The sequence below is a fragment of the Ruegeria sp. AK4 genome (assembly GCF_056541025.1).
In genome coordinates this window covers 40,000-62,817 of sequence record NZ_JBQFXS010000007.1, presented here as the reverse complement: position 1 = coordinate 62,817, position 22,818 = coordinate 40,000, and the positions used below count along the sequence as shown (strand labels likewise).

Sequence of the window (22,818 nt, the reverse complement as noted above, 5' to 3'; positions counted from 1 at the left end):
TCAGGGATAGGTCGGGCTGCGGCCCAAAAGCTCGTCCAGTTGCCGGCCGATCCAGCCATGGGGGATAAAATGCCCGCCGGGATGCGTGTCCAGCACCACCTGCCCCCCAGCACAATCGGTCCATTCCACGCGGCTGAGGGTCAGGAACGGCTCAACGCTCCAATCCCCGCGCGGGGTGGGGCCGTTGCAGTCGTATTTCGCCCGCCACAGCGCCACCGGATACGTCCTGTCGCCGCCGGGACCGAAGGGGTAATCCATCACCGAGTCGTCCAGCCCGTGCACATGCCGCGCCTCGCGCGGGGCCTCGGGGCACTCCTCGGTCTGCCGGATGCTGCCCGCAACGGCCAGCAAGGCGGCGATGTCGTTGCCCGACTGGCAGACAAAGCGCCACGCCATCGCGCCGCCAAAGGAATAGCCCGAGACATAGATGCGGTCGGGATCGACCGGATAGCGTCGCGCCACATCCTGCAGCACCCGATCGGCAAAACCCACATCCGCCGTGTCCGCCGACCAGAAATTCCAGCTTTTGCCCAGCCCGTTCGGAGCCACCAGCAACACGCCCCGCAGCTTAGTCGCCCCGGCAATGCGCTGATGATTCACCACCACGGTCCCCTGCCGCGCCCAGCCATGGAAGTGCAACAGCACGGGCAGAGGCGTCTCGCCATCCCAACCGTCCGGTTCCAGCACGTGATACGAGCGGTCGCCGACCTGACAAGCGGTATCGCCATGGCAGGTGGCGACAGCGGCGGCGGGAGAGTCGATCAGCAGAAGGAAAAGCAGGCGATGAATCATGCGCCCGAGACTAATCGGATGACGCACCCTGTCACGTCACTTACGCGTTATTGCTCGGGCCTTAAGCGCATCGCTCATAGAACTGCCGCATCATGAACTCACCCGCCCCGAAATCGGTGGCCGGAAGCTTGCGATACATCTCCAAAATCAGGTTTTCACCTGTGACATCAACGAAATAGACCATCCCCGGCTTTTCATCCATGGTGAAAACAACACGGTTATTCTCATTGAACAATTGAACCGGCGCATTGTCGAAATCGGCAAAGGTAAACAGGTCCGAGGTCAGAGTGGTCTGCGGCCCCTGCCCGGCAAATGTCAGCCGCGCATCCAACCACATTGCGTTTTCCTTGGTGGCGCACCAGTTGCCCAAAACCGCGTCACGAAGCTGAGCATCCGCCCGCGACGCACCCTGCGAGACCGGATCGAGCAGCCCGACGCTGATCAGCCCACCCCAGAGACCGAGGATTGCAGCCAGCGCTGAGATCATAGTGACGAAAATCTGTTTCGGGGTCCAATCGGTAATTTTTTTCATCGGTAACCAGATGTTAAACTTGCAATGCGTTAAATCTATTTGATGTCTATCCCGCTGTACATGAAAGACTTTTCGCCATCTTTAGCTTTCGAAAAGATGTGATTGTGAGGTAACGTATATTGCAGTGCGGCGGGCTCGCGCGCCGCGCAAGCCGCGCTATCGCCAAACCGCGGGGTGGCGATATACCGGTGGTGTTAGGCGCTTTATACTGGCCAAGTCCGTGTGATGATCGAACAGAGCGCTTGCGGAGACAAATCGCCAGCCCGTGCGGGCGGTGTCGCCCATTGGGCTTGAACCAATGGCGCCGCAATGAACGACCGATAGCGCGGCGGCCTATCGGCCTTTGCTCCGCGCTTTCAAGTTATTCAGAAACAGATAATGAAAGGGCAATTCTGCTCTCTGTCTACTCGGTTACTTCCTCGCCACGCTTTTCTAGATAGCTTTCCACAGCGCCTTCGATGGCAACCTCATCAACAGATTTTCCACGAGAAGTTCCAATATAATCCAGAACGAACACCGTCAGAACGGCGGCTACTATTGGTAAAGCAACGGAAGAAAACAATTTATCGAGTTGACGGCCAGACCATCTAAGAACCCGCCTAGAAAGAGTATTTTGGCGATATTCCTGCAACCATACATGCCCTTTGTAAGTCAGGTGTATGTTTAAAGCGCCGTTCTTCATGAACGCCCCAGTGATGAGATCCTCTGCACGCATCAGACGGAATAGGAAGTCTCGTTCAGAAATCGACATCCGAAGTTTGTTTTGGGTTGTGTCTAGCCGAGGCTCCTCCGTTGGATAACGAGCGTTCCCACTCTCAGCAGCATCATCGAAAGAGGCTCCGGAATCATCCGAAGCCTCAATATACTCCATAACGCGAAGAAACTTTTCCTCGTCCAGCTTCAACGCGACAAACCACCATGCAGGTTCGGCATATCCAGCGCCGCAAACCCGTAGTGCCTCAACCACCGCAGGTCGCTGTCAAAGAACGCCCGCAGATCCGGGATGCCGTATTTCAACATCGCCAGACGGTCGATGCCGATCCCGAACGCAAAGCCCTGATAGACCTCGGGATCAATCCCACCGGCGGCGATCACCTTGGGGTGGACCATGCCGGAACCCAGAATCTCCATCCAGTCGTCACCCTCGCCGATCTTCAACTGGCCGTTGTCCCAGGAACAGCGGATATCGACCTCGGCCGAGGGTTCGGTGAACGGGAAGTGCGAGGCGCGGAAGCGCAGTTCGACATCGTCGACCTCGAAGAACGCTTTCACGAACTCTTCCAGAACCCATTTCAGGTTCGCCATCGAGATGTCTTTGTCAATCGCCAGCCCCTCGACCTGATGGAACATTGGCGTGTGGGTCTGGTCATAATCGGCGCGATACACGCCGCCCGGGCAGATCACGCGGATCGGCGCGCCCTGTTTCTCCATCGAGCGGATCTGTACCGGAGACGTGTGCGTGCGCAGCACATGCGGCGGGCGATTGTCGCTCTCGGCCCGGTGCATGTAGAACGTGTCCATTTCGGCCCGCGCGGGGTGGTGGCCGGGAATATTGAGCGCGTCGAAATTGTACCAGTCGTCTTCGATCCGCGGCCCTTCGGCCACCGAGAAGCCCAGTTCGGCAAAGATCGCGGTCAGTTCCTCGGTCGCCTGGCTGATCGGGTGGATCGAGCCCTGACGGCGCGTGCGGGTCGGCAGGGTGACATCCAGCCATTCTGTGCGCAGACGCTCATCCAGCGCGGCATCGGCCAGAGCGGCCTTTTTCGCGGAGAGCGCCGAGTTGATCTCATCCTTCAGCGCATTCAGCGCGGGGCCTGCGACCTGGCGTTCCTCGGGCGTCATCTTGCCCAGCTCGCGCATCTTCAGCGCGACCTCGCCCTTTTTACCCACGGCGGCGACGCGGATCGCCTCAAGCGCGTTTTCGTCGCCCGCTTCGGCGATCTGCCCCAGATACTTTGCCTTAAGATCGTCCATGACGCCCTCTGAATTTGGTCGCCAACCTGCTATCGACCCCGCCCCGCGAATGCAAGCGGGACGGTCGCGATCAATAGCTGTATTCGGGGAAAATCCGGGTCAGGTCGCCGTTCCAGCCGCCATTGTATTGATCCAGCAGCTCATCCGCCGGAACCTTGCCCGTATCGATACTGTCCTTGAGCGCGTTGAGGAAATGCGTCTCATCCGGCACCAGCCCGCCCGCACCCGGGCGCGCGCGGGATTTCAGACCGGCTTCCGAGATCGCGACCACTTCGCGCGCCAGATCATGCATGCGGATATTGCCGACCTGCGCCTGCAGCCCGTCTTTGGCGGCCTCGATCCGCAGCGCCTCGCGGGTTTCTGCATCCCAGCCTTTGACCAGATCCCAGGCCGCATCCAGCGCGCCCTGATCGTAGGTCAGACCAACCCAGAACGCGGGCAGCGCACACAGACGCCGCCATGGGCCGCCATCGGCGCCGCGCATCTCCATGAATTTCTTGATCCGGGCCTCGGGGAAGGCGGTGGTCAGGTGGTCGGCCCAATCGCTGAGCGTCGGCGTCTCACCGGGCAGCGCAGGCAGCTTGCCCTGCAGGAAGTCGCGGAAGGACATTCCCAGCGCGTTGATATATCCACCATTGCGGTAGACGAAGTACATCGGCACATCCAGCGCGTATTGCACGTAGCGTTCGAACCCGAAGCCGTCCTCAAACACGAACGGCAGCATGCCCGTCCGCGCATCGTCCAAATGCCGCCAGATATAGCTGCGCCAGCTTTTCTGGCCGTTCACCTTGCCTTCGAAGAAGGGCGAATTGGCAAACAGCGCCGTCGCCACCGGCTGCAAGGCCAGTGCGACGCGCAGTTTCTGCACCATGTCGGCCTCGGAGCCGAAGTCGATGTTGACCTGAACCGTGCAGGTCCGCCGCATCATGGCGCGGCCCATGGTGCCGACTTTCTCCATATAGTCGTTCATCAGCCTGTAACGCCCCTTGGGCATCAGCGGCATCTCGTCATGGGTCCAGATCGGGGCCGCGCCCAGACCGATGAATCCCACGCCGATCTCGTCAGCGATATCCTTCACCTCACGCAGGTGGGTGTTCACCTCGTCGCAAGTCTCGTGAATCGTCTCCAGCGGGGCACCGGACAGTTCCAACGCGCCGCCGGGTTCCAGGCTGACATTCGCCCCGTCTTTCTCAAGCCCGATCAGATGCCCGGCTTCGCGCACCTCGGCCCAGCCGTGACGGCCGCGCAGACCTTCCAGCACCGCAACGATCGAGCGGGTGCCTTCGAAGGGCAGCGGTTTCAGCGTGTCCTTGCAATAGCCGAACTTCTCGTGCTCGGTGCCGATGCGCCAATCGGATTTGGGCTTGCAGCCTGATTCCAGATATTCGGCCAGTTGCTCATGGCGTTCGATCGGCCCGCCGCCGGACTGGGGGATGGACATGAACCGCTCTCCGATCCTGATGTGTCTCTGTCTTGACGGTCAGTCCTGAGCGCAATCCGCGCCGGTGTCAATGCAGCCGAACGTGGGAAGGGCGCATGGGCTTGCGTTCCCAGATCACCACCGGATGCACCGCGCCGCCGTTCAATTCCGACAGCATCTGTTCGGTTTTCAGCCCCGGCAGGGTCGAGAACACATCGAACAGCGCCTCGGCCCCTTCGGCGTTCACCGGAATGTGAAGCGTGGGCTGTCCCGGCTGGTCCAGCACCCAATGCGCCGGGTCCGAGGTCGGATCCAGCGCCAGCCTCTCGATCTCACGCGTTGCGACCATGCCGCCGTCCAGCGGGCCGAGATAGGTGATCTGCCCCTCGTCGACAGACACGACGCCGGGGCCGCCTGCCCCGCCACGAAACCGCGCGCGCTGAAAGCCGATCACCGCCAGGGCAAAGGCTACGGCGACCAGAACCAGCCCGAGCCAACCCAGCAGCCCGCCCGGGCCGCTGTACCAGCTGAGGCCGACCAGCAGGACCACCACCGCCACCAGCACCTCACGCCAGCGCCACAGGGTTCGTTTGGCTTCGGGACGAATGAAACTCATGCCGGGTCCTCTGGGGTCTTGAACAGGATCAGCGAGAACTGTCCTGCCGGTTGGAATCCGATAGCGATATAGGCACGCGCGGCGGATTCGGAAGCGGCGAACAGACCGGCGCGAGTTGCCCCGGCATTTCGCGCCTCGTGCAAATGCAAGGCAACCGCCAGCCGAGCATAGCCGCGCCCACGCAGATCGGGTGGTGTGTAGACGCCGCCAACCTGAACAGCTTCGGGCAGGCGCGCGTTGAAACCAGTCATGGCCACGGGCGTGCCGTCCATCAGCAGAACCCGATGAGAATTGCGCGCCGTGTAAGCGGCCCAGTCCTTTCCCGCCTGACACCGCGCCCGTTCAGGGTCGAAATCCATCGCTTCGATCAGGTATTCGGCCCGCCATCCTTCGGTAACATCGCGGCCCAGATCACCCAGCCGCACCAGTTCGGCCCCTTTGGCGTCCGGCATGACAAGCTGGCTCAGGTCCAGCGAAAAACCCGGCTCGTCGCTGTTGAGCGTCGCGGGCCGATCCTGCCAGCCTGCCAGCCGCATGATCCGGCGGGCCTGTGTCGCCTCGGCGGCCACACCAAACAGGGGACGGCCCCGGATCAGGTCGATTGCGGCAGTCAATTCGTCATCGGTGCAGTCCGGGCATTGCGGCAGCACCATGCCTTCGTTGGTGATGGCGAACACAGCGCGCAGGGGGTCGCCCAGCATCCAGACGGTCACCGCCCGCGGGTCAGACCCCCGCAGGCCATAATCGCGCAGATTGGCCAGCGGGAACATCGAGCTCTGGATGTGCTGCATCAGAAAGCGGTCGATCTGTGCAACCTCTGCCTCCTGCGCCAGCCGCCACGTCACGACCAATCCCCCAGCGCCTGTTGCCACATGGTCAGCGCCGCCACTGCCGCCGTGTCTGCCCGCAGGATGCGCGGGCCAAGGCTGACCACATGCGCATAGGGCAACGCGGTCAGCCGCGCGCGTTCCCGGTCGGAAAACCCGCCTTCGGGGCCGATCAGAATGGCCCAGGGCTGGCCTTTTTCGTTGGCAGCCAGCCGCAGGGCCGAGCCGACCTCGGCCTCGTTACAGAACATCAGTTGCCGCCCCTCGGGCCATGCATCCAGCACCCGGTCGAGGCGTTGCAGGTCCAGCACCTCGGGCACATATGTGCCGCCGCATTGCTCGGCGGCCTCAACCGCATGGGCCTGCAGCCGGTCCTGACGGATACGTTCGGAATTGGTAAATTCGGTCTGCACCGGCATGATCCGCGCCGCCCCCATTTCCGCCGCCTTTTCAACGATGAAATCGGTGCGCGCCTTTTTGATCGGCGCGAACAGGAACCACATGTCGGGCGGCAGTTGCAGCGGTTTGGTCTGCTCGACACAGGCCAATACACCGCCGCGTTTACCGGCCTCGGCCACTTTGGCCAGCCACTCGCCGTCCTGCCCGTTGAACAGGGCAACCTGCCCGCCAACGGCCAGCCGCATGACGCCGAACAGGTAATGCGCCTGATCGCGCGTCAAATCAACCGATTGCCCCGGACCCAAGGGCTGCTCTACATACAATCTGATCTTCGCAGTCATGAGACCTTACATATGCAAGGCAATGCCCCAACACCAGACGGTCAGGTTGCCGATGCCGTCAGCGGCAACTGGGTTGATACCCACGCGCCCGTCTTTGCCCGCCCTTACCTGCGCCTGTCGCGCGCGGACCGGCCCATCGGCACTTGGCTGCTGCTGATTCCCTGCTGGTGGGGTCTGGCGCTGGCGATCCTCAGCGACGGCAGCCCAAGGTGGGAGGATCTGTGGATCGCCATTGGCTGCGCCATCGGGGCCTTTCTGATGCGCGGGGCGGGCTGTACGTGGAACGACATCACCGACCGGGATTTCGACGGGCAGGTGGAACGCACCCGCTCGCGCCCGATACCCTCGGGTCAGGTCAGCGTGCGGCAGGCGGTTATCTGGATGGGCCTGCAATGCCTGCTGGCGCTGGCGATTCTGCTATCGTTCAATCAGGCCGCCATTGCGATGGGCGTGCTGTCGCTGCTGCCAGTCGCCATCTACCCGTTTGCCAAACGCTTTACGTGGTGGCCGCAGGTGTTTCTGGGGCTGGCCTTCAACTGGGGCGCGCTGCTGGCCTGGGCCGCGCATACCGGCGGCATCGGCTGTCCTGCCATCACTCTGTATCTGTCGGGAATCGCCTGGACGCTGTTCTACGACACGATCTACGCGCATCAGGATGCCGAGGATGATGAGATGATCGGCATCAAATCCACCGCCCGGCTGTTCGGCACAGACACGGCGAAATGGCTGAAGTATTTTCTGATCGCAACCGTCGCCCTGATGGGGCTGGCGATTGTCGATGCCGGGGTACCGGATGCCTCGGCCTTTGCGGTGATCGTGGCGCTTGGCGGGCCCTGGGCGATGGGCTGGCACATGATGTGGCAACTGCGCGGTCTGGATATCGAAGACAATGGCAGGCTGCTGATGCTGTTCCGCTCGAATCGTGACACCGGCCTTATTCCGCTGATCTTCCTCTGCGTCGCCCTGCTGCTCTGATTGCACCTGCTGTCCGGGGTCTGTAAGAGTCCGCCCACCTGCCTGAGGAGTCTCAACGCCGCACATGCGTCTGCCCTATGTTTTTGCCGTTTCCCTGATTTTTCTTGTCTCCGCCGGGCTGTCGTTGCTGGCGGCCAGCTATGCGGTGACAAAGATCGAAGAAAGCTCGGAATTCGCCGTGCGGCGTGCGTTGGACCTGAACGGCCATGACTGGGCCGAGGTCGAGTCCGACGGGCTGCGCGTGGTGCTGACCGGCATTGCCCCGGATGAGGCCACCCGCTTCAACGCCCTGACCGTTGCGGGGACCGAGGTCGATACATCCCGGGTCATTGACGAGATGGAGATCACGGCGACATCCGATCTGGCGGCACCGCGGTTTTCCGCGGAAATCCTGCGCAATGACAGCGGCATTTCGGTGATCGGGCTGATCCCGGCCAGCCATGATCGTGATGATCTGATCGCGCGGCTGGATGATCTGGACAGCGACCGCGCCGTATCGGACCTGTTGGAAACGGCGGATTACCCAAAGCCCAAAGGCTGGGATGAGGCGATGGCTTACGCAATCGAATCCCTGTCCAGCCTGCCCCGGGCCAAAATCTCGGCCAGCCCCGGTCTGGTCAAGATCACCGCAATCGCCGACAGTCAGCAGGAAAAAGAGCGACTGGAACAGGACCTGACCCGCGCCGCGCCGCCCAGCCTGCGGATCGGGCTGGCAATCTCGGCCCCGCGGCCGGTGATCACGCCCTTTACCCTGCGCTATCTGATCGACGCAGACGGCGGCCGGTTTGATGCCTGTTCCGCACAGGATGAAGAGGCGCGCGATGCGATTGTCGCAGCCGCCCAGGACGCGGGGCTGTCGGTCCCCTACAACTGCACCATCGGTCTGGGTGTGCCCTCGCCCCGCTGGCCCGAGGCGGCGTCTTTGGCGATCCGCGCGCTGGCCGAGATCGGGCAGGGCTCGGTCACGATGTCTGATGCGGATATCACCCTGATCGCGGCGCAGGGCAGCGACCCTGCGGTGTTCGACCGCGCCGTGGGCGAGTTGGAAAATGCCCTTCCCGGCGTCTTTGCCCTGCACGCCGTCCTGCCCGAACCCGAGGTCGAAGAACAGTCCGGCCCCATCGAGTTCTCGGCCACGCGCAGCCCCGAAGGGCTGGTTCAGCTGCGCGGGCGGCTGGGCGACGAAACCCTGCGGGACATGGTCGACAGCTACGCGCGCGCGGCCTTTGGCTCGGAACAGGTCTATACCGCCACCCGCATCGCCCCCGATCTGCCCGGCGACTGGCCCGTGCGCGTGCTGGCCGGGCTCGAGGCACTGTCGCAACTGCATAACGGGGCGCTGACGGTGACGCCGGATTCGGTCGATCTGACCGGTCTCAGCCATGATGAAGAGGCCAGGGCCCGCATCGCCGGGCAATTGTCCGAAAAGCTGGGCGAGGCGCAGGATTTCACCCTGTCGATCACCTATCAGCCGCCGCCCGAACCCGAAGACGCCCTGCCCGACCCCGAGATCTGTGAGGAGCGGATCGCCGAGGTGCAGGCGCTGAGCAAGATCGCGTTCGAACCCGGCTCGGCCACTATCGCATCAGAGTCGCGCGACACAGTGAACCAGATCGCCGAGATCCTGCGCGATTGCGGCCCGATCCGGATGGAGATTCAGGGCCACACCGACAGTCAGGGCCGCGAAGAGATGAACCAGCAGCTGAGCCAGGCGCGCGCGCAGTCGATCCTGAACGAGCTGCGCGGGCGGCGGGTGCCGACCTCGAGCTTCACCGCCGTGGGCTATGGGGAAACCCAGCCCATCGCCGACAATGACAGCGAAGAAGGCCGCGAGGAAAACCGCCGGATCGAGTTCCGCCTGATCCGGCCCGAACCGCTTGAGAATGCGGAAACCGGGCTGGAAGCCATGGAAGACGGCACCACCGGGGCCGAACAGACGGACAATGCCGCCTCAGACGCGGATGCAGGGGACCAGTAAGTTGAACCGAATCGAATTCATCATCGCCACCGCCATCATCCTGTTTGCCGCCTTCTGCATGGGCTGGTTCGCCAACTGGCTGGCCCATCGCCTGTCCCGCGTGCGCCAAAGCGACGTGGCCGATCTGGACCGCATGAGCCAGGAGTTGCACGAGGCCGAGGAAACCCGCGATCAGGCCATCACCTATCTGCAGCAGCGCGAGGCGGAACTGACCAACCAGCTGACCCAGACCGAAGCCGAATTGTCTGCGGCGATGGACGGCCTCCGCGCCGCCCGGCAGGAGGCCGAGGAACTGCGGGGCCGGATCAACAACGCGGATTGAGACCGGGCGCTTACCACCGCGTCAGTGCGTCTTCGTCTTCATCCTTGGCGGCGACCCATTCCTCACCGGTTCTGGTGATCTCTTTCTTCCAGAACGGCGCGCGGGACTTGAGGTAATCCATCAGGTACTCTGCCGCCTCGAACGCATCCTTGCGATGGCGCGCGGCGGTGGCGACCATCATGATCCGGTCGCCCGGTGCCAGCCGTCCGTGCCGGTGGATCACCAGCACATCGCCCAAAGACCAGCGCGCTTTTGCCTCTTCGGCGATCTTGGTCAGGGCGCGTTCGGTCATGCCGGGGTAGTGTTCGATCTCCATCACGTCCAGATCACCCGCCGCCAGATCGCGCACAACCCCGGTGAAGGTCACGATGGCCCCGTTGGCGTCGTCCCCGGCAGCAAAGGCGTTGGCCTCGGCCCCCAGATCGAACGGGGCGTCCTGAACCACGATACGCATGTCAGCCGCCGGTCATGGGGGGAAAGAACGCCACCTCGCGCACGCCTGCCAGCGAGGCATCGAAATCCGACAGTTCCTGATCCAGTGCCACGCGCAGGGCCGAGATATCGGCAAAAGCGGCGGCATAGCGGTCTTCGCGCGCGCTCAGCTCGGCCACAAGGTCGCTGACAGTGGCGGCCTGCGTCTCGACGCGTTCGCGGGGCAGGCCGATGCGTTCGCGCACCCAGGCGAAATACAGCACATCCATCCGTTAACTCTCCTTCAGATGCGGCATGGCTTTACGTAGGTAGTCATAGCCCGTGATCAATGTCAGAGTCGCCGCGATCCACAGCAGCCACAGCCCGATCCGGCCCGACCAGAACATCCCCTGAAGATGCCAGCGCAGCCCGTTTGCGTCTTCGACCTGCCCGCTGAGCACCTGATCGATGAGGGCCGGGTCCATGCCGAAGGATCCCATCACAAAGTAGTGCTCGAAAATGCCCTGCGAAAACAGAACGGCAATTGCCACCATCTGCGCAGTCGTTTTCCACTTGGCCAGCTTGGTGACTTTCAGCGTCCCCGCCGTGTCGCCCAGATATTCGCGCAGGCCCGAGACAAACACCTCGCGGAACAGGATCACGGTCGCTGGCAGCACCAGCCAGGGCGTCCAGCTTTCGGTTGAATAGCCCACAAGGATCATCAGCGCGATCACCACCATCGCCTTGTCGGCGATTGGGTCCAGCATCGCGCCGATCTTGGTTTCCTGTTTCCACGCCCGGGCCAGGTAGCCGTCGAACCAGTCGGTGATGGCGGCAGACAGGAACAGGACCAGCGCGAACCAATCGGCATAGGGCCGGGTGAAATACAGAAACATCACGGCCAGACCGGGTGCGGCCAACAGGCGCAGGACGGTCAGGATATTGGGCAGGTTCCACTTCATGACCCGACACTACATCGCGGTTTCGGGACAGAAAAGACAGGGCGGCGAAAAACATCCCCAATCCCAGACAGTTGGTCACTGCATAGCAGCCCTTGGCCTTTGGTCGATTTGGCGTCAGATTGCGGCTCGAAACAAAGGTAAAGACGCATGACCCCCCATATCCGGACCGACCCCCGGTCGAACCTGATCGGCAGCGCGTGGATGATAGCGGGCATGGCGCTGTTCGCGCTGGAAGATGCGCTGCTGAAAGGCGCCTCCGCAGCCCTGCCGATCTGGCAGATTCTGATCCTGTTCGGCCTCGGCGGGTCGGTGATCTTTGCCATCGTCGCTCTGATGCGCGGCACTAATCTGTTGCACCGGGATGTGCTGTCGCGCCCGATGAAGGTTCGGGTGTTTTTTGAAATTTTCGGACGGCTGTTCTATGTGCTGGCCATCACGCTGACGCCCCTGTCGGCGGCCACGGTGATTTTGCAGGCGACCCCTCTGGTCGTGGTGGCGGGTGCGGCGCTGTTTTTCGGCGAAACCGTCGGCTGGCGGCGGTGGAGCGCCATTGTCGTCGGACTGCTCGGCGTTGTTGTGATCATCCAACCGACCGGGGACAGCTTCTCGGCCCTGTCCATCCTTGCGGTGCTGGGCATGCTGGGGTTTGCCGGGCGCGACCTGGCCAGCCGCGCCGCACCCGCGTCGCTTGGCACCGAGGTTCTGGGCTTTTACGGCTTTCTCTGCGTCATTGTCGCCGGGCTGCTCTATCGGTTTTGGGAGGGCGCCCCCCTTGCGCCGGTCTCGCTGCATACCGGCCTGCACGTCACGGGGGCCTTTCTTATGGGCACCGCCGCCTATGCCGCGCTGATGAAAGCGATGCGGACGGGCGAGGTTTCTGCGGTCACGCCATTTCGCTATTCCAGGCTGCTGTTCGGGGTTGCGCTGGGGGTCGTGTTTTTTGGCGAGAGGCTGGACCAGACCATGTGGATCGGCAGCGCGCTGATCGTGGCCTCGGGGCTATATATCCTGTGGCGCGGGCGGCGGGCCTAGCCCTTGTCATGGAAGAAATCGTAAACCTTCTGCGCCAACCCGGCTGAGATCCCCTCGACCGCTTTCAGATCGGCCAGATTTGCGCGGCTGACCGCCTTGGCACTGCCGAAATGGGCCAGCAGGGCGCGTTTGCGGGCCGCGCCGACGCCGGGGATTTCGTCCAGCGGTGTCGCCCCAACTGCCTTGGCCCGTTTGGCGCGATGGGTGCCGATGGCAAAGCGGTGCGCCTCATCCCGCAGGCGCTGGATGAAATACAGCACCGGGTCATTGCGTTTCAGGGCAAAGGGGCGCTGGCCGATGCGGTGGAATTCCTCTTTGCCGTGGTCGCGGTCAACGCCCTTGGCGACGCCGACCATAGGGATATCCTCGACCCCGTGCTGGGCCATGATCTCATGCACAGCACTCACTTGCCCCGCGCCGCCATCGATCAGCAACAGGTCGGGCCAGTGGCCTTTGTCGCGGTCCGGGTCTTCCTTTTGCAGACGGGTGAAACGGCGGGTCAGAACCTCTTTCATCATGCCGAAATCGTCGCCGGGGGTCAGGTCGTCGCCGCGGATGTTAAACTTGCGATAGGCGTTTTTCATGTACCCCTCGGGGCCCGCCACTATCATACCGCCCACCGCATTGGTGCCCTGAATGTGGCTGTTGTCGTATACCTCGATCCGGGCCGGAGGGCCGTCGAGGTCAAACGCCTCGGCCACGCCGCGCAGCAGTTTGGCCTGCGTGGCGCTTTCGGACATGCGGCGGGCGAGCGATTCACGCGCATTGCGCAGCGCTCCGGCGACCAGTTCCTGTTTCTCACCGCGTTGCGGCACGAGGATGTCCACTTTACGTCCGGCTTTTTCCGACAAAGCCTCCTGCATCAGATCGGCGTTTTCGATCCCGTCCGACAGGATCAATTGCCGGGGCGGTTCCTTGTTGTCGTAGAACTGACCTAGAAAGGCCTCCATCACCTCGGCCGCCGACACATCCGGGCCGACCCGGGGATAGAAATCCTTGTTGCCCCAGTTCTGGTTGGCTCGAATGAAGAACACCTGAACGCAAGCCTGCCCGCTGTCCATATATAGCCCGATCACATCCGCCTCGGCCACGCCGCGCGGGTTGATGCCCTGCGACGTCTGCACCTGCGTCAGCGCCCGGATGCGGTCGCGCAGTCCGGCGGCGCGTTCGAACTCCATCGCCTCGGACGCGACCATCATCTGTTCGGCCAGATCCTCCTGCACCTTGGTCGAACGGCCCGACAGAAAGCGTTCCGCATCGCGCACGCTTTCGCGGTAATCCTGTTCCGAGATCAGCCCGACGCACGGCCCCGAACAGCGTTTGATCTGATACAGCAGGCAAGGCCGCGTGCGGCTGTCGAACATGGAATCCGAGCAGTTGCGCAGCAGGAACGCCTTTTGCAGCTGGTTCAGTGTCCGGTTCACCGCCCCCGCGCTGGCGAAAGGGCCGAAATAAGCGCCCTTTTCCTTTTTCGCGCCGCGATGTTTCTTGATCTGCGGAAAGGCGTGATCCTTGGCGACCAGAATGTTCGGAAAGCTTTTGTCATCCCGCAGCAGCACATTGTATTTCGGCTTGAGCTGCTTGATCAGGTTCTGTTCCAGCAGCAGCGCCTCGGTCTCGGTGCGCGTGGTCAGGAACATCATCGAGGCGGTCGCGCCAATCATTTTCTCGATCCGGCCCGAATGCCCCGGACGGGTATAGTTCGACACCCGCGCGCGCAGGTTGCGCGCCTTGCCCACGTATAAAACCCGGCTGTCGGCATCCAGCATCCGATACACGCCCGGTGAACTGTCCAGCGTCTTCACGTAACGCTGGATGCAGGCATAACCGGTAGGCTGAGTGTCCGAGGGCGAGTCGTTCTGAGTGGTCATGACCCAGAGATATGATTCTCTGCCACCGGCTGCAATCTTGAGCGCTTGGGATCAAGGGAAAACAAATCCACGGATTATGTGGATAAGTTTGATGATAAGTTTTGCCGCATCGGGATTCTCCCTTGTTTTCTTGCCTTTTCCTTGATTTGCACAAAAAATAGGCAGCTCTATAACATATTGATTTTTATGGAAATTTATTTGTGCACAAGGCAAGTGTATGAAAAACAATACAATTTTGTAACGCGCATGTAACGGGATTGAGAGCGGTGTAAAACTTGCGGCGAATATGTCTATTCTACGCCCAGAACGTCCGGCGTCTGCCATGCCAGATGCTGCCCGCCATCGACACATAGCAACTGCCCCGTGACAGCCTGCGCATCCAGAAAATACCCCAGCGCGGCGGTGATATCGGATGGGTTCGCGCCACGCTCCAGAACCGTATTTGCCCGCTGGGCGGCGAAGTGCTCGGCGCTCTGCCGGTGGCCCTGCAGGGTGGGGCCCGGTCCGATGGCGTTGACGCGGATGGCCGGGGTCAGTGCCTGCGCCGCGGTGCGTGTCAGCGCCCACAGGCCCATCTTGGCAATGGTATAGGTCATGAACTCGGGCGTCAGCTTGCGCACCCGCATATCGACCATGTTGACGATCAGGCCGGTGGCGACCGGTTCGCCATTGGCATCGGTGTCCGGCTTCAATCCTTGCGCGGCCATGGCCTGTGTCAGAACAAAGGGCGCGCGCAGGTTGCTGTCCATATGCCGGTCCCAGCTTTCGCGCGTTGCGGTGCGGATCGTGTCATATTCGAAGATCGAGGCATTGTTCACCAGACAGGTGATCGGCCCGCCCAGCGCCTCGGCGGCGCGGGGCAGCAGGGATGTGACCTGCGCCTCGTCCAGCAGATCGGCCTGCAGGGCGACCGCCTGACGGCCCAGCGTGCGAATGTCTGATACGGTGTCCTGCGCCGGTTGTTCCGAGGATGCGTAGTGCACGGCCACGTCATAACCGCGACCCGCCAGATACTCGGCCATGGCCCGGCCCAGACGAATTCCGGCACCGGTCACTAAAGCTCGGGTCATGGATCACCTCTTTCCGTCAGATCACACCAGCAGGGTGGTGACATAAAGCGCATAAAGGAAAGTCAATGCCAGACCCCAGCCACGCGTGATATCCTGCTTGTAAAACACGAAGGGGATCAGCAGCAGCGAGGCACCCAGCATCACCCACAGGTCGAAATACAGGAATTCCGGGTCGACCGGGATATTGCCGAACCATGTCGCGATGCCGACAATGGCCAGCAGGTTGAACATGTTCGACCCGATCACATTGCCCAGCGCCACATCCGCCTGACGGCGCAGCGCGGCCATCATCGTGGTCGCAAGCTCGGGCAGAGATGTTCCGACCGCGATCAGGGTCAGACCGATCACCGTTTCACTGACCCCATAGGTGCGCGCGATGACGGTGGCATTGTCCACCAGCAGATGCGCCCCCATCGGCAAGCCGACCAGCCCCAGGATCAGATAGATCGACACCTTCCAATAGGGCATGTCGGGGTCGGCCTCTTCCAGACCGTCCAGTTCCTCATCATCGGCGCAGGCTTCGCCGCAGGCGGCGCGATGGCGTTTCGCCTCGCGAAAGGCATTGCCCAGCACCAACGCCAGCGCCGCCAGCAGGATGGCCCCGCTGATCAGGTTGAAGACCCCGCAGAAAGCCAGACCGATGAACAAAACGGTCGCCAGCAGCATGAACACATAGTTCCTGCGGCTGTCACACTCGCTGGTATGCAGCGTGGCCAGCAATGCGGGCAGGCCCAGCACCAGCAGGATATTGGCCGTGTTCGACCCGACCACGTTCCCCAGCGCGATGCCCGGAGCGTTTTCCTTGAGCGCGCTGATGGCGATCAGAAGCTCGGGCGCCGAGGTACCGAAGGCCACGATGGTCAGACTGACGATCAGCGCCGGAACCCCCAGCCGCAGACTCAGGTTCACCGCACCGCGTACCAGCGCGTCGCCTGCCAGCAGCAGGATAACCAGACCCAGACCGGATAACAGCCATGCCGTCATGTCCGGTCTCCTTTTTCGCAGGCGCAGGGGCCCTTGCCGATCCGGAACCGCCCGCAGCGGGGGCATTTGGCGGAACTCAGCTTCTTCTGTCCCGGAAAGCGCAGCTTGCCGAACATGGCCAGAACGCCCATGGCGATCAGAAACAGGGTGACGGCTTTGATGATCACGTCACAAACCGAAACGCGCGTAGGCCGCCCGCTCCTCTAACCCGGCGATGGCGTCCTGCGCCACCGAGGCCCCCAGCCGCGACCAGAGGGGTTTGCGCAGCCCGTAGCGGCGGAATTTGACCTTATCTCCGAACCGCTCCTGCATCATGGGTTTCAGATGCGCGATGCCGTCGATCAGGCCGAGTTCCTGCGCCCGCCGGGCCAGCCATATTTCGCCGGTGAACAGGTCCGCGGTCTGGTCCAGCTTGTCGCCGCGCCGTGCTTTGACATGGGCAATGAAATTCTCGTGGATATCGCCCAGCAGGCCCTGCAGGCGCGCCACGTCCTCTTCCTTTTCCGGCGAAAACGGGTCGAGCATGGATTTCGATTTGCCCGCCGTATGCACCCGCCGTTCGAATCCCTGCCGCGCCAGAAAGATATGCGCGCCGAACCCGGCCGAGATCACGCCGATGGACCCCAGAACCGAACTTTCGTCGGCGAAAATCTCATCCGCCGCCGCAGCCAGCCAGTAGCCGCCCGACGCCGCGACATCCTCGACGAAGGCAATGACGGGAATATCCAGTTCGTCGGCCAGCCGCCGGATACGCGCACCGATCAGCGAGCTTTGAACGGGCGAGCCGCCGGGCGAGTTGACCTCGAGCGCGACGGCCACGGGCTTGCCCTTGCGAAACGCTTTTTCAAGGACCTGAGCCAGCGCCAGCTCGTTCATCGACCCGCGACCAGACATTCCGATCGCGCCGGACAGGCGCACGACGGCCACAACGGGTTGCTTTTTGACAAATGGCAGGCTGAGTTTCATGGATGCCCATGTAGAGTGCGCCCAACCGGTAAACAAGATATCCGCGAACCGTTAAACCCGACGTGACCCAATTTCCCGAACCTGATCGGCAAAAATGCAACGCCGGTTCCGTGCCTAGTTGCGGATGCGCCAGCCGGTTTTGAAGATCCACCAGATCACGCCCAGGCACAGCCCGGTAAAGGCCAGAATGGCCAGCAGGCTGAGCACAATCGGCACGTCCGCCAGCCCGTAGAACGACCACCTGAACCCCGAAATCAGATAGACCACCGGGTTGAACAAGGTGATGGTCTGCCACAGCGGCGGCAGCATCGAGATCGAATAGAACGTGCCCCCCAGAAAGATCAGCGGCGTCACCACCAGCTGCGGCACAAGCGACATCTGTTCGAAATTCGTGGCCCAGATGCCGATGATGAACCCCAGCAGCGAAAAGCTGAGGCAGGACAGGATCAGAAACGCCGCCATCGCAAACGGGTGTTCGATCCGGATGTCCACAAAGAAGGTGGCGGTGATCAGGATCACCAGACCGACAAACAGCGACTTCGTCGCCGCCGCCCCCACATATCCGATCACGATCTCGATGAAATTCACCGGCGCCGAGAGCAATTCGTAGACCGAGCCCAGAAACTTGGGAAAGTAGATCGCGAAGGAGGCGTTCGAGATCGACAGCATCACAACCGACAGCATGATCAGCCCCGGCACGATGAAGGCGCCATAGCTGACCCCTTCAACCTCTTGTATCCGGCTGCCGATCGCGGTGCCGAAGACCACGAAGTAAAGCGAGGTCGACAGCACCGGCGACAGAAAGCTCTGCGCCAGCGTGCGGATGAAGCGGGCCATCTCGAACCGGTAGATGGCGGACACGGCGGACCAGTTCATGCGGCCTCTCCCGATACCAGAGTGACAAAAATCTCCTCAAGACTCGACTGCCGCGTCTGCACGTCGCGCAGCACCAGCCCGGCCCTGGCAACGTCGTTCAGCAGAGTGGTGATGCCGGTTCGATCCGCATGGGTATCATAGGTATAGACCAGCGCATCGCCATTGCCATTCAGGGTCAGGTTGTGCTCGGCCAGACTGCCGGGGATTTCCGCGATGGGCTCGGTCAGCATAACCTCGATCTGCTTCTGGCCCATCTGCGCCATCAAGGTGTCCTTGTCCTGCACCAGCAGCAACTCACCCTTGTCGATCACACCCACGCGGTCGGCGATGGCCTCGGCCTCTTCGATGTAATGGGTGGTCAGAATGATGGTGACACCGGACCGTTTCAGCTCGGCCACGATCTCCCACATATCCTTGCGCAGCTCGACATCGACCCCGGCAGTGGGTTCATCCAGAAACAGCACGCGCGGTTCATGCGCCAGCGCCTTGGCGATCAGCACCCGCCGCTTCATCCCGCCCGACAGTTCCTTGATGGCGTTCCTGCGTTTGTCCCACAGGGACAGCTTGCGCAGAATCTCTTCGATCCGCGCATCGTCCCGGCCATAGCCGAACAGCCCGCGCGACAGCCGCACCGTGTTCCACACCTTCTCGAACGGCTCCAGCGCGATCTCCTGCGGCACCAGCCCGATCATCCGGCGTGCGGCGCGGAATTCGGCCTGGATGTCATGGCCACCGACGGTCACGCTTCCCGAGCTCGGCGTGGTAATGCCGCAGATGGTCGAGATCAGAGTGGTCTTGCCCGCGCCGTTTGGTCCCAAAAGCGCAAGAATCTCGCCTTCTTCAATATCCAGCGACACGCCTTTCAGCGCCTCAAATCCGTCCGCGTAAGATTTCCGCAGGTCCTTGATGGACAAAATCGTGGTCATGCATGTTCCCCGTTCTGGCCATGGACCCTATCGCGCAGTTTGCGGACGGAACAGGGCAATTCCGCACAGAAGGGTGCGCATTTTAGCGCCGGATCAATTGGAGCGAGGTCGCGGACCCGCAACCACAGGTCCGGATTCTCCAAGCTTGCAATCCGTCCTCTCACCCGAAAAGTTATATGCGACGGAGGGACATATGCTGAACGGATTGCGCATCATCGAAATCGAAGGGCTCGGCCCCGGCCCGTTTGCCGCCATGATGCTGGCCGATCTGGGCGCTGACGTGATCACCATTCACCGCAAAGCGGACACAACAGCCCCCGGCACGCCCGAAGCGTCCATTCTGGACCGCGGAAAACGCTCCATCGCGCTGGACCTAAAGGAACCAGACGACCTGACCACCGCCAAACGTCTGATCGCCACCGGGGATGCGCTGATCGAAGGGTTCCGCCCCGGCGTGATGGAAAAACTGGGCCTCGGCCCCAAGGTCTGCCACGCGCTGAACCCAAAACTGGTCTATGGCCGGATGACCGGCTGGGGTCAGACCAGCCCGCTTTCAGGCACCGCCGGGCATGACCTGAACTACATCGCCCTGTCCGGCGCGCTGTGGTACGGCTCACCCCCCGGCCAGCCGCCGCAGACGCCCGCCACGCTGGTCGGCGATATCGGCGGCGGCGCGATGTATCTGGTCGCCGGCATTCTGGCCGGGATGCTCAACGCGCAAAGAACCGGTCAGGGCACCATCGTCGACGCGGCCATCTATGACGGCTCTGCCCATATGATGAACCTGCTGATGAGCCTGCGCCAATCCGGCAACCTGAGCGATATGCGCGGCCAAAGCCTGCTCGACGGCCCGCATTGGAGCCGCACTTACACCTGCGCCGACGGGGAATTCATCACAGTCCAATGCCTGGAACCCAAATTCTACGCCGAATTCCTGCAGATCATGGGCTTGTCGGGGGACCCCAATTTCCAACAGCAATACGACCGCGCCCGCTGGCCAGTCCTGACCCGGCGCCTGACCGAAATCTTCGCCCGGCACCCCCGCGACCATTGGGCGGACCTGTTCCATGGATCAGACGCCTGCGTTGCCCCGGTCCTCAGCCCCGAACAGGCCCAGACACATCCGATGAACGCAGCCCGAAACACATGGGTAGAGCCCGACGGCACCTTGCAAACCGCCGCCGCCCCCCGCTTCTCAACCTACAACTGGAACCAAAAACCCAGCCCGACCCGCGGCGAACACACCGAAGAAATCCTCGCCGACCTCTCCAAAAGCGACTGATCCGCCCTTCATCTGGCCAAAAATATCCCGGGGGATGAATTGGCCGCAGGCCAAGAAGGGGGCTGGCCCCCTTCGCCCCGCTTACCGCCCGCGCACCGTATCGATCATCAATTGCACGTTCTCCGGGTCCGCATCCGGGGTGATCCCATGCCCCAGATTGAAGATATGCGGCCCCTTGGAAAACGCCTCGACAATCCGGCGCGTCTCATCCACCAGCGCCTGCCCGCCCGTCACCATGTGTGACGAGGCCAGATTGCCCTGCACACAGCCATCCACCTGCACATGCTCAGCCGCCCAGTCCGGTAACACCGAGTTGTCCAGCGCCACGCAATCCACACCCGTGGCCTTGGCAAAGCCGACATAGCCCTCGCCCGCTTCGCGCGGGAAGCCGATCACCGGAATACCCGGATGACGCGCCTTGATGGCCTGCGTGATCACCCGGCAGGGCTCAACCGCATATTTCCGGAACGCTTCACCTTTCAGCGACCCCGCCCAGCTGTCGAAGATTTTGACCACTTTCGCCCCGGCCTCGATCTGGGCCGAGAGATACTCAATCGTCGCCAAGGTAATCCGGTCCAGCAGCGCCTCGAACAAAGCGGTGTTTTCCTCGCGCAGCGCATGCGCCGGACCCTGATCCGGGGTGCCACGCCCGGCGATCATATAGGTCGCCACCGTCCAGGGCGCGCCCGCAAAGCCGATCAAAGTGGTCTCGGACGGTAGTTCCCGTGACAGGATGCGGACCGTCTCATAGACGGGTGACAGAGTCTCGTGGATGTCCTCGACCGGTTTCAGCGCATCGAAATCCGCTTGATGGGTAATCGTCGACAAGCGCGGGCCTTCGCCGGTGACAAACCACAAATCCGCCCCCAGCGCCTGCGGCACCAGCAGGATATCGGCAAACAGAATCGCCGCATCGAACCCGTAACGGCGGATCGGCTGCAACGTGACCTCGGCGGCCAGTTCGGGATTGTAGCACAAAGACAGGAAATCCCCCGCCTGCGCACGGGTGGCGCGATATTCGGGCAGATACCGCCCGGCCTGACGCATCATCCAGATCGGCGGCACATCCTGAAGCTCGCCCGCCAGCGCCCGCAGCAGTTTCTTTGTCTCGGCCATCTCTGCCCCCCAATCATCCGGTTTCCGCCACCGGTCGTGCCTCAGTGGCAATTTGTCAAGCTCTGCCCCCATTGTCAGGGCAAAGTGACGCGACTAAAGCTGTGCGTATGACTTTGACCCTGCCCACCCCCGCATCGCCGCTGAAGATCGGCACCCGTGGTTCGCCTCTGGCACTGGCCCAGGCCTATGAGACCCGCCAGAGGCTGCGCGACGCGTTCGACCTGCCCGAAGACGCCTTCGAGATCGTGGTGATTAAGACCACCGGCGACAATCGCGCCATGATTGATGCCGACCGCCCGCTGAAAGAGATCGGCAACAAGGGTCTCTTTACCAAGGAAATCGAAGAGGCGATGCTGAAAGGCGACATCGACATCGCCGTGCATTCCACCAAGGACATGCCGGTCGAACAGCCTGGGGGGCTGGTGCTGGACACGTTTCTGCCGCGCGAGGATGTGCGCGATGCGTTCATCTCGCCCTGGCTCAGCTCGATCCACGAACTGCCGCAGGGCGCGGTTGTGGGCACCTCCTCCCTGCGCCGCCGGGCGCAATTGCTGAACCGGCGGCCCGACCTGCAGGTGGTCGAGTTTCGCGGCAATGTGCAGACCCGGCTGAAAAAGCTGGCCGATGGCGTGGCCGATTGCACCTTTCTGGCCATGGCGGGCATCCGGCGCCTGAACATGGCCGAGGTCCCGGCCACGGCAATTTCGACCGACGACATGCTGCCCGCCATCGCACAAGGAACCATCGGCATCGAACGCCGCAGCGACGACAGCCGCGCCGCCGGGATGCTCGAGGCGATCCACCATACCGAGACCAGCCAGCGTCTGGCCGCCGAACGTGCGCTGTTACAGGCGCTGGACGGGTCCTGCGAAACGCCCATCGCCGGATTGGCGGAACTGCAGGATGGCCAGTTGCGTCTGCGCGGCGAAGTGCTGCGCCCCAATGGCGCCGAAGCGATTGCCGACGACACCACCGGCGCGGTCAGCGATGGCGCGGAAATGGGCCGTGCAATGGCGGAAACCCTGCTGAAACAAGCGGGTCCCGGGTTCTTTGACTGGAAAAACACGTAAAAGTTTAGCCTGTGTGAACTGCTTCACAGTCGCGCGGCCCTTCTTCCCGCACTATAAGGGCATACCAGTTGTTAAG

Annotated in this window: 26 protein-coding genes; 6 read left to right on the top strand and 20 right to left on the bottom strand. The window is 62.3% G+C overall.

Annotated features, from left to right (window positions below; translation table 11 throughout):
• The 8 genes from ACR0EZ_RS14115 to ACR0EZ_RS14080 all read right to left on the bottom strand — a co-directional run bounded on the left by ACR0EZ_RS14115 (position 1) and on the right by ACR0EZ_RS14080 (position 6,901).
• Positions 1 to 792, bottom strand: coding sequence for a CE1 family esterase (locus ACR0EZ_RS14115; protein WP_480614043.1), 792 nt, complete (start codon positions 790 to 792; stop codon positions 1 to 3).
• 61 nt (positions 793 to 853) lie between these two features.
• On the bottom strand, positions 854 to 1,324 hold the full coding sequence (locus ACR0EZ_RS14110) for a hypothetical protein (RefSeq protein WP_480614041.1): 471 nt from the start codon (positions 1,322 to 1,324) through the stop codon (positions 854 to 856).
• Positions 1,325 to 1,727: 403 nt separating this feature from the next.
• Positions 1,728 to 2,228: a hypothetical protein gene (locus tag ACR0EZ_RS14105; protein ID WP_480614039.1), complete on the bottom strand. Its 501-nt coding sequence runs from the start codon at positions 2,226 to 2,228 to the stop codon at positions 1,728 to 1,730.
• Positions 2,225 to 3,298: a phenylalanine--tRNA ligase subunit alpha gene (gene pheS, locus ACR0EZ_RS14100; protein ID WP_480614037.1), complete on the bottom strand. Its 1,074-nt coding sequence runs from the start codon at positions 3,296 to 3,298 to the stop codon at positions 2,225 to 2,227. The genes ACR0EZ_RS14105 and pheS overlap by 4 nt, the downstream gene beginning before the upstream one ends.
• Positions 3,299 to 3,368: 70 nt before the next feature.
• Entirely contained in the window at positions 3,369 to 4,739 is a 1,371-nt protein-coding gene (locus ACR0EZ_RS14095; protein WP_480614035.1) for a glutamate--cysteine ligase, read from the bottom strand.
• Positions 4,740 to 4,806: 67 nt separating this feature from the next.
• A complete protein-coding gene (locus ACR0EZ_RS14090) occupies positions 4,807 to 5,334 on the bottom strand; it encodes a hypothetical protein (protein ID WP_480614034.1) in 528 nt (175 codons plus the stop codon).
• Complete coding sequence (locus tag ACR0EZ_RS14085; RefSeq protein ID WP_480614032.1) at positions 5,331 to 6,179, bottom strand: GNAT family N-acetyltransferase; 849 nt, start codon at positions 6,177 to 6,179, stop codon at positions 5,331 to 5,333. Before ACR0EZ_RS14085 ends, ACR0EZ_RS14090 begins: the two co-directional genes overlap by 4 nt.
• Entirely contained in the window at positions 6,176 to 6,901 is a 726-nt protein-coding gene (locus tag ACR0EZ_RS14080) for a 16S rRNA (uracil(1498)-N(3))-methyltransferase (RefSeq protein ID WP_480614030.1), read from the bottom strand. The genes ACR0EZ_RS14085 and ACR0EZ_RS14080 overlap by 4 nt, the downstream gene beginning before the upstream one ends.
• 12 nt (positions 6,902 to 6,913) lie before the next feature.
• Between ACR0EZ_RS14080 and ubiA the strand changes: the two genes are divergently transcribed.
• From ubiA to ACR0EZ_RS14065, 3 genes are all read left to right on the top strand, one after another.
• On the top strand, positions 6,914 to 7,876 hold the full coding sequence (gene ubiA, locus ACR0EZ_RS14075; protein ID WP_480614028.1) for a 4-hydroxybenzoate octaprenyltransferase: 963 nt from the start codon (positions 6,914 to 6,916) through the stop codon (positions 7,874 to 7,876).
• Between the two features lie 64 nt (positions 7,877 to 7,940).
• Positions 7,941 to 9,854 carry an OmpA family protein gene (locus ACR0EZ_RS14070; RefSeq protein WP_480614026.1) on the top strand — a complete coding sequence of 638 codons (1,914 nt, stop codon included), beginning with the start codon at positions 7,941 to 7,943 and terminating at the stop codon, positions 9,852 to 9,854.
• Between the two features lies 1 nt (position 9,855).
• Complete coding sequence (locus tag ACR0EZ_RS14065) at positions 9,856 to 10,176, top strand: hypothetical protein (protein ID WP_480614024.1); 321 nt, start codon at positions 9,856 to 9,858, stop codon at positions 10,174 to 10,176.
• A gap of 10 nt (positions 10,177 to 10,186) precedes the next feature.
• Here ACR0EZ_RS14065 and ACR0EZ_RS14060 read toward each other — a convergent pair whose 3' ends face one another.
• The 3 genes from ACR0EZ_RS14060 to pgsA are packed head-to-tail and all read right to left on the bottom strand — an operon-like array spanning position 10,187 to position 11,549.
• The gene (locus ACR0EZ_RS14060; protein WP_480614022.1) at positions 10,187 to 10,630 is read right to left on the bottom strand and encodes a molybdenum cofactor biosynthesis protein MoaE; all 444 of its coding nucleotides are present in this window, start codon (positions 10,628 to 10,630) and stop codon (positions 10,187 to 10,189) included.
• Position 10,631: 1 nt separating this feature from the next.
• Complete coding sequence (gene moaD, locus ACR0EZ_RS14055; RefSeq protein WP_480614020.1) at positions 10,632 to 10,877, bottom strand: molybdopterin converting factor subunit 1; 246 nt, start codon at positions 10,875 to 10,877, stop codon at positions 10,632 to 10,634.
• 3 nt (positions 10,878 to 10,880) lie between these two features.
• Positions 10,881 to 11,549, bottom strand: coding sequence for a CDP-diacylglycerol--glycerol-3-phosphate 3-phosphatidyltransferase (pgsA, locus tag ACR0EZ_RS14050; protein WP_480614018.1), 669 nt, complete (start codon positions 11,547 to 11,549; stop codon positions 10,881 to 10,883).
• Between the two features lie 147 nt (positions 11,550 to 11,696).
• On the opposite strand from pgsA, the gene ACR0EZ_RS14045 reads away from it, so the two are divergent.
• Positions 11,697 to 12,581, top strand: a complete 885-nt coding sequence (locus tag ACR0EZ_RS14045; RefSeq protein WP_480614016.1) for a DMT family transporter — start codon at positions 11,697 to 11,699, stop codon at positions 12,579 to 12,581.
• Here the strand turns inward: ACR0EZ_RS14045 and uvrC are convergent.
• The 8 genes from uvrC to ACR0EZ_RS14005 all read right to left on the bottom strand — a co-directional run bounded on the left by uvrC (position 12,578) and on the right by ACR0EZ_RS14005 (position 19,274).
• Positions 12,578 to 14,452, bottom strand: coding sequence for an excinuclease ABC subunit UvrC (gene uvrC, locus ACR0EZ_RS14040; protein WP_480614014.1), 1,875 nt, complete (start codon positions 14,450 to 14,452; stop codon positions 12,578 to 12,580). The genes ACR0EZ_RS14045 and uvrC overlap by 4 nt on opposite strands.
• Positions 14,453 to 14,503: 51 nt before the next feature.
• Positions 14,504 to 14,776: a hypothetical protein gene (locus tag ACR0EZ_RS14035; RefSeq protein ID WP_480614012.1), complete on the bottom strand. Its 273-nt coding sequence runs from the start codon at positions 14,774 to 14,776 to the stop codon at positions 14,504 to 14,506.
• Positions 14,743 to 15,522, bottom strand: a complete 780-nt coding sequence (locus ACR0EZ_RS14030; RefSeq protein WP_480614010.1) for an SDR family oxidoreductase — start codon at positions 15,520 to 15,522, stop codon at positions 14,743 to 14,745. The genes ACR0EZ_RS14035 and ACR0EZ_RS14030 overlap by 34 nt, the downstream gene beginning before the upstream one ends.
• A 21-nt stretch (positions 15,523 to 15,543) precedes the next feature.
• On the bottom strand, positions 15,544 to 16,506 hold the full coding sequence (locus tag ACR0EZ_RS14025) for a calcium/sodium antiporter (RefSeq protein ID WP_480614009.1): 963 nt from the start codon (positions 16,504 to 16,506) through the stop codon (positions 15,544 to 15,546).
• Positions 16,503 to 16,673: a hypothetical protein gene (locus tag ACR0EZ_RS14020; protein ID WP_480614007.1), complete on the bottom strand. Its 171-nt coding sequence runs from the start codon at positions 16,671 to 16,673 to the stop codon at positions 16,503 to 16,505. Before ACR0EZ_RS14020 ends, ACR0EZ_RS14025 begins: the two co-directional genes overlap by 4 nt.
• Position 16,674: 1 nt before the next feature.
• Positions 16,675 to 17,472: a S49 family peptidase gene (locus ACR0EZ_RS14015; RefSeq protein WP_480614005.1), complete on the bottom strand. Its 798-nt coding sequence runs from the start codon at positions 17,470 to 17,472 to the stop codon at positions 16,675 to 16,677.
• Between the two features lie 114 nt (positions 17,473 to 17,586).
• Positions 17,587 to 18,348 carry an ABC transporter permease gene (locus ACR0EZ_RS14010; RefSeq protein ID WP_480614003.1) on the bottom strand — a complete coding sequence of 254 codons (762 nt, stop codon included), beginning with the start codon at positions 18,346 to 18,348 and terminating at the stop codon, positions 17,587 to 17,589.
• A complete protein-coding gene (locus tag ACR0EZ_RS14005) occupies positions 18,345 to 19,274 on the bottom strand; it encodes an ABC transporter ATP-binding protein (RefSeq protein ID WP_480614001.1) in 930 nt (309 codons plus the stop codon). The genes ACR0EZ_RS14010 and ACR0EZ_RS14005 overlap by 4 nt, the downstream gene beginning before the upstream one ends.
• Positions 19,275 to 19,467: 193 nt before the next feature.
• On the opposite strand from ACR0EZ_RS14005, the gene ACR0EZ_RS14000 reads away from it, so the two are divergent.
• Positions 19,468 to 20,556, top strand: coding sequence for a CaiB/BaiF CoA transferase family protein (locus tag ACR0EZ_RS14000; RefSeq protein ID WP_480613999.1), 1,089 nt, complete (start codon positions 19,468 to 19,470; stop codon positions 20,554 to 20,556).
• An 81-nt stretch (positions 20,557 to 20,637) separates the two neighbouring features.
• On the opposite strand, the gene hemE is transcribed toward ACR0EZ_RS14000, so the two are convergent.
• A complete protein-coding gene (gene hemE, locus ACR0EZ_RS13995; RefSeq protein ID WP_480613997.1) occupies positions 20,638 to 21,672 on the bottom strand; it encodes a uroporphyrinogen decarboxylase in 1,035 nt (344 codons plus the stop codon).
• Between the two features lie 107 nt (positions 21,673 to 21,779).
• Here hemE and hemC point away from each other — a divergent pair, with 107 nt between their 5' ends.
• Positions 21,780 to 22,742: a hydroxymethylbilane synthase gene (gene hemC, locus ACR0EZ_RS13990; protein WP_480613995.1), complete on the top strand. Its 963-nt coding sequence runs from the start codon at positions 21,780 to 21,782 to the stop codon at positions 22,740 to 22,742.
• Positions 22,743 to 22,818: the final 76 nt, after the last annotated feature.